We start from the raw sequence: 6,195 nt of genomic DNA, 5'->3' as shown, positions 1-6,195 counted from the left end.
ATAGAACGACCGGGCCCGGTCGTTCTCCTCCAGCGCCCAGACCCCCGCCTGGACCAGGCCGTGATCGGCCAGATCGTTGCGGATCGCCCGGAACAGGCGCCGTCCGAGGCCGAGGCCCTGGTGGTCCGGCCGGATGTAGAGCTCGTCGATCTCCCCCGGGGCCTGGAGCAGGCGGCCACGGGCCGGTCCGTAGACCGCATAGCCCACCACCGCCTCGCCGGTATCGACCACCACGAGGGGGCGATTGCGCTGCGTCGCGCCGAGCCACCATTGCGAACTGCGCTGCCCGATCATCCGCTCCAGGGATACGCCCGGGATGATGCCCCGGTAGGCTTCACGCCAGGTCTCGTCGAACAGTTCCGCGAGGCGATCCGCATCGGCGGGCCGGGCGCGGCGGATGCTGATGGTGCTCGTACGCATGACGGATCCCCGCGTTCGAAGAAACGAATGACGGTTCGCATCGGTGTCGGTCACCGTATCGAAGGCGACGATCCGGGCGAAGACAAGGCAGCCTCCGGCAACGCAAGGTCGATGCCGAAGGCTCCGCCGACGTTTGCCGCCAAGGCGTCGCGCTGTTAGAGCCGGCGCACAGATCCGATCCGAGATTTCGTCCAGGCCCAGGTTCCGCCCGCCCCGTGTTCAAGCGCTTCCTCACCACCGAGATCCGCGATGCGCGCCGCATGGCCCGGATCGCCCGGTTCGAGCGCCCGATCGGCGGTCCGGTCTCCCGCGCCAAGGCCTGGGCGAACATGCTGCTGGTGGATCATGGGGTGTTCCGCCTCGCCTACCTGAACCGCCACCGGATCGGCCAGGGCAAGCTCTGGCGGTCGGCCCAGCCGACGCCGCACCAGCTCGCCTGGTTCAAGCGCCAGGGCGTGCGCACGGTGATCTCCCTGCGGGGCGGGCGCGAGCACGGCTCCTGGCCTCTCCAGCGCGAGGCCTGCGAGCGCCAGGGCCTGACGCTCGTCGAGTTCGTCCTGCGCTCGCGGGAGGCGCCCTCCCGGGAGACCATCCTGGCCGCGAAGGCGTTCTTCGACACCGTCGAATATCCAGCGATGATGCATTGCAAGTCGGGGGCGGACCGGGCGGGCCTCGCCGCCACGCTCTACCTCATCCTGCACGAGAACCTTCCGGTCGCGGACGCGATGGGCCAGCTCTCGGCGCGGTACGGCCATTTCCGCTTCGCCAAGACCGGAATCCTGGATGCGTTCTTCACGCTCTACCGGCGCGAGGGCGAGGCCCGCGGCCTCGATTTCCTGACCTGGGTCGAGACCGAGTACGACCCGGAGGCCCTCAAGCGCAGTTTCCGCGCCGGCTTCTGGTCGGACCTCGTGGTCGACCGGATCATCAAGCGCGAGTAGCGCGCACAGAAAAGCCCGCCACGGCAGGGCCGGGCGGGCTTCTCGTCGTTCAGGCTCTGCAGCCTCGAATGCTCAGGCGGCGAGACGGATCGCGGCGGGCGCGTTCTCGTTGCTGGCGATGAAGCGGCCGGAGGTCGAGAGCGGTCCGCTCTTCGGGGTCAGCGCGTTGGCGGCTAGGAAGACCAGCGAGACGTTGAGGGCTGCGGCGGCGGCGACGAAGAGTGCGATCATCGGAGGTGTCCCGGTGCGAATGCGATGAGCCGTATATGGCACCGCACCATGATCGCTGGTATACCAAATACGGCGGACCAGTCATGCCGCAGAAGCGGAGCTCGCACCTCTTGACCGCATCAATGGGCAGACCCGATCGTTTGGCGCCTGACCGTCAACCGGTGAACGCATCGCTGTCGAACGCGCGGAACCAGGGATGCTGCGGCGCACGCATCAGTTCGTGGTCAGCGCTTCGGTGATCTTCGCGAGATCGGCGGCGTCGACGAGGCCGTCCCCGAAGAGCGCGCTCAGCGTGAGGACGACCCCCAGGGCACTGAGATAGAGGACGGCGAAGAGATCGCGGTTCTGACCGCCGGCGAAGACGTAGCCCGCGAAGGGGACACTCTGGAGAGCCAGGGCCGCGGCGATTTTCATGAAGCAACCTCGGTCGGGTTCGGCCGGCGGGGTGGGGCCTCACCCCGCCGGAAGTCCGGTGGTCGGCGTGCCCCGCGCCGATCGGTCAGGCGAGCTGGACCGGACGGACCGCTGCGGGTGCGGCGACCTCGTCCTCGGCGAGGAAGCGCGTGCGCAGGGGCTTGAGCACGAACATCGCCAGGATCGCCGCGACCACGTTCAGGCCGATGATGATGGAGAACACGGCGGACCAGCCGTAGGTCGCGGAGATCACGCTGGCGATCGGCACCAGGAACGAAGCGGTGCCCTTGGCGGTGTAGAGCAGGCCCGCATTGGTGGTGGCGAACTTCGAGCCGAATGTGTCGCCGCAGGTGGCCGGGAACAGGGAGTAGATCTCCCCGAAGACCCCGAAATAGGCCGCTGTCGCGAAGACGAAGACCAGCGGATTCGTCCCGTAGGTCAGCAGGGTGATGATCGCCAGGGCGGCGATCGAGAAGGCGATGAACATCGTGTTCTCGCGCCCGAGATTGTCGGAAACGAAACCGAAGAAGGGGCGCCCGAAACCGTCGAAGATGCGGTCGAGGGAGATCGCGAAGGTGAGTGCCGCCATCTGCAGCCCGAACAGGCTCACGGGCACGTCCGCCACCTTGAAGTCGTGGGCGATCGGGGCGATCTGCGCCGCCGCCATCAGCCCCCCGGAGGCCACCATCACAAAGATGGCGTACATGAGCCAGAACACGGGGGTGCGCACCACCTCGCGCGGGGTGCGGTCGACCTTCGCCTGGGGCAGGCGCAATGTCTTTCGCTGCACCGGCACCGCCTGGGAGGGCTTGCGCAGGAAGAACGACAGCAGGACCACGATGGCGCCCTGCCCGATGCCGAAGAACAGGAAGGCGTCCTGGTACCCGCTGGTGGCGATCATCCGGGCGATCGGAATCACGGTGACGGCCGCGCCCGCTCCGAAACCGGCGGCGGTGGCGCCGGCCGCGAGGCCGCGCCGATGCGGGAACCATTTTAGCGCGTTGCCAACGCAGGTCCCGTAGACCGAACCGGCTCCGATGCCGCCGATCACCGCCGCCGCGTAGAGCAGGAAGAGCGAATCCGCGTGCGCGTTGATGAACCAGGCCAGCGCGATCATCACCCCGCCGAAGCAGACCACGATGCGCGGGCCGTAGCGATCGACGAACCAAGCCTCGACCGGGACCAGCCAGGTTTCGGTGGCAACGAAGATCGTGAAGGCGAACTGGATCGCCGCGCGACCCCAGTGAAACTTGGCGTCGATCGGATCGACGAAGAGCGTCCACCCGTATTGCAGATTGGCGATCATCGCCATGCAGAGCACGCCGAAGGCGAGTTGCCACCACTTGGCGGACGGTGAGTCCTGACGTTCCATCCCAAATTCCTTCTTGATCGGAGTTTGCGCACCGACCCGGACAGGATGCACCAAATTTCTTTGTATGCAATATACCAGGGAATGAAATGTGTTCGGGAACGTGCAGCCTGCTCGCAGGCAGGTGCACGATGATGCGTCGTGCATCATCGTGCCAACGACGGGCGCCGGCCCGATGGGTCCGGCTCGGGTGACGAGACCGAATCGGCCGCTCAAACGCGGGCGTAAACCCGCTCAGGTCGGATCGAACACGCGAGCGGATCCCCGGGAGGCTATTCGGCCGCGACGCGGCTCGCTTCGCGGTAGGGATGCGCGGGGTAGATGCCGATGATCCGCACTTCCCGCGAGAAGAACGCGAGTTCGGCCAGGGCGCGCGCGAGGCCGGCATCGTCCGGATGCCCGTCCACCTCGGCGTAGAACTGTGTCGCGGAGAACTGGCCCTCGACCATGTAGCTCTCGAGCTTCGACATGTTCACGCCGTTCGTGGCGAATCCGCCGAGCGCCTTGTAGAGGGCGGCCGGGATGTTGCGCACCCGGAACACGAAGCTCGTGACGATCGCGCCGGACTCGGCGGCCACCGGTTCCGGCTCGGGCGAGAACACCACGAAGCGGGTGGTGTTGTGGCTCTCGTCCTCCACGTCGCGCGCGAGGATGTCGAGGCCGTAGACCTCCGCCGCCAGGGCCGGGGCCAGGGCCCCCCGGCTCGGATCGGCGGCCTCCGCCACCTCGCGCGCCGCACCGGCGGTATCGCCCGCCACCACGGCGCGGACCCCGAGACGCCGGATGATCTTGCGGCACTGACCGAGGGCGTGGACGTGGCTATGCACGGTCCGGATCGCCTCGACGGGGGTCCCCGGCAGGGCCATCAGCTGAAAATGGATCGGCAGGAAGTGCTCGGCGACGATGTGGAGGCCGGAGGTCGGGATCAGGTGGTGGATGTCCGCGACCCGGCCCGCGATGGAGTTCTCGATCGGGATCATCGCGCGCGCGGCACGGCCCTCCTTCACCGCCGCGAAGGCGTCCTCGAAGGTCGGGCACGGCAGCGGCGTCCAGTCCGGATAGGCCTGGGCGCAGATGATGTGGGAGTTCGCGCCGGGCTCGCCCTGATAGGAGATGGTGTGATGGGGCATGGCGGGCAGGACTCTCCGAAAAACTCAGTTCAGGCGGCGCGCGGCCAGGATGGCGCGGGCGCGCTCCAGGTCGGCGGGGGTGTCGACGCCCAGCGGCAGATCGTCGACCACGATGGCGTCGATGCGCATGCCGGCTTCCAGGGCGCGGAGCTGCTCCAGCTTCTCGCGCGTCTCCAGTTCGCCGGGCGGCAAGGCCATGAAGCGCGCCAGCGCCTTCCGGCGATACGCGTAGAGGCCGATGTGATGGTAGAGCGGCCCCTCCCCCCAGGGCGCCTCGGCGCGGGTGAAGTACAGGGCGCGCAGGCGGCGGGTGCCCACGGTGTGGCCGACGAGCTTGACCACGTTCGGGTCGCGCCGCTCGGATGCTTCCGTGATGACCGCGCAGAGGGTGGCGATGTCGACGGACCGGTCGGCGAGAGGCAGGATCGCGGCGCCGATGATGCCGGGATCGATGGTGGGCAGATCGCCCTGGACGTTGACCACGACGTCGTGGTTGCCCTGCGGATCGATGATCTCGAGGGCCTCGGCGAGGCGGTCGGAGCCCGACGGGTGGTCGGCCCGGGTCAGCACCGCGAGACCGCCCACGGCCTCGATGGTGTCGACGATCGCCGGCGTGTCGGTGGCCACCACCACCGGGCCGATGCCGGCTTCAACGGCGCGTCGCCAGACATGCACGATCATCGGCTCCCCGGCGATGTCGGCCATCGGCTTGTTCGGCAGGCGGGTCGCGGCCATGCGCGCGGGAATGAGGACGATGGGATCGGACATCGGTCTAAGGCCCTGCTCCGGCTGGGGCCGGTGCTTAACAGCGCCCGTCCGGGTTGTCATGCGGCGCGCTCCCGGCGCGGTCTCTCGCCTCGCGGGAACCGGACGCGCGCACTCGCGTCTGAAGAAGTGAGGGATGGCGGCGACACAGGCCGCTCTGCGACTACGCGAAGCGCGACGGGACCATTGTCAAGGTCGGGCTTCAGCGGCTAAGCACCCTCGACCGTTTCCAAGGTCCGGCACACGCACGCGCTGGACCTCGCCCTGATTTCTCCCTCCCTCAGGCCGGCCGCACCGGAGTTGTCGAGAATGGACTCTTTCGAGCTGAACAAGGTCGCGGGTGCCGCGCTGGGGGCGCTGCTGTTCGCCGTGGGGTCCGGCTTCGTCGCAGAGCTGATCTATCATCCCAAGCCGCCGGGCAATGCCGGTTACGCCCTGCCGGAGCCGCAGGCGAAGGCCGCGGGCGGTGCCGCGCCGGAGGCCAAGGCAGAGCCGCTGCCGATCCGCCTCGCCAGCGCCACCGTGGACAAGGGCCAGTCGGCCGCCAAGAAGTGCGCCTCCTGCCACAGCTTCGAGAAGGGCGGGCCGAACAAGGTCGGCCCGCATCTCTGGGGCGTCGTCGATCGCCAGCGCGCCCACGAATCCGGCTTCGAGTACTCGGCTGCCCTGAAGGAGAAGGGCGGCACCTGGACCTACGACGAACTCGACCACTTCCTGGCCAACCCGAAGGGCTACGTCCCGGGCACCAAGATGGCGTTCGCCGGCATCACCTCGCCCGCCGAGCGTGCCGACGTGATCGTCTATCTGCGCAGCCTCGCCGATACGCCGGCCCCCCTGCCGGCCGTGGAGAAGAAGGCCGAGGGTGACAAGCCCGCCGAGGCCCAGCCTGCGGCGGCGAAGAGCGGCGATGCCAAGCCCGCAGACG

Annotated in this window: 8 protein-coding genes; 2 read left to right on the top strand and 6 right to left on the bottom strand. The window is 68.4% G+C overall.

Going from position 1 to position 6,195, the window contains the following annotated elements; all coding sequences use genetic code 11:
* Positions 1 to 420 (bottom strand): GNAT family N-acetyltransferase (locus K2X24_RS16255; protein WP_292499390.1); only part of this gene is annotated, 420 nt, incomplete at its 3' end.
* A gap of 215 nt (positions 421 to 635) precedes the next feature.
* Here K2X24_RS16255 and K2X24_RS16250 point away from each other — a divergent pair.
* Positions 636 to 1,361 (top strand): tyrosine-protein phosphatase, encoded by a 726-nt coding sequence (locus tag K2X24_RS16250; RefSeq protein ID WP_292499389.1) that lies wholly within the window; start codon positions 636 to 638, stop codon positions 1,359 to 1,361.
* Between the two features lie 72 nt (positions 1,362 to 1,433).
* On the opposite strand, the gene K2X24_RS16245 is transcribed toward K2X24_RS16250, so the two are convergent.
* The 5 genes from K2X24_RS16245 to K2X24_RS16225 form a co-directional block, all read right to left on the bottom strand.
* On the bottom strand, positions 1,434 to 1,592 hold the full coding sequence (locus K2X24_RS16245; protein ID WP_238282243.1) for a hypothetical protein: 159 nt from the start codon (positions 1,590 to 1,592) through the stop codon (positions 1,434 to 1,436).
* Between the two features lie 213 nt (positions 1,593 to 1,805).
* The gene (locus K2X24_RS16240; RefSeq protein WP_292499388.1) at positions 1,806 to 2,006 is read right to left on the bottom strand and encodes a hypothetical protein; all 201 of its coding nucleotides are present in this window, start codon (positions 2,004 to 2,006) and stop codon (positions 1,806 to 1,808) included.
* 85 nt (positions 2,007 to 2,091) lie between these two features.
* Entirely contained in the window at positions 2,092 to 3,378 is a 1,287-nt protein-coding gene (gene oxlT, locus K2X24_RS16235) for an oxalate/formate MFS antiporter (protein WP_292499387.1), read from the bottom strand.
* A 269-nt stretch (positions 3,379 to 3,647) separates the two neighbouring features.
* Positions 3,648 to 4,505, bottom strand: coding sequence for a prephenate dehydratase (locus K2X24_RS16230; RefSeq protein ID WP_292499386.1), 858 nt, complete (start codon positions 4,503 to 4,505; stop codon positions 3,648 to 3,650).
* Between the two features lie 24 nt (positions 4,506 to 4,529).
* Positions 4,530 to 5,273 carry a 3-deoxy-manno-octulosonate cytidylyltransferase gene (locus K2X24_RS16225; RefSeq protein ID WP_292499385.1) on the bottom strand — a complete coding sequence of 248 codons (744 nt, stop codon included), beginning with the start codon at positions 5,271 to 5,273 and terminating at the stop codon, positions 4,530 to 4,532.
* 306 nt (positions 5,274 to 5,579) lie between these two features.
* Between K2X24_RS16225 and K2X24_RS16220 the strand changes: the two genes are divergently transcribed.
* A partial coding sequence (locus K2X24_RS16220) for a cytochrome c family protein (RefSeq protein ID WP_292499384.1) occupies positions 5,580 to 6,195 on the top strand: 616 nt, incomplete at its 3' end.

The sequence above is a fragment of the Methylobacterium sp. genome (assembly GCF_019750675.1).
In the GTDB taxonomy this organism is placed as follows: domain Bacteria; phylum Pseudomonadota; class Alphaproteobacteria; order Rhizobiales; family Beijerinckiaceae; genus Methylobacterium.
The sequence above is the reverse complement of the archived record's forward strand: the minus strand, read 5'-3'. Positions and strand labels throughout refer to the sequence as shown.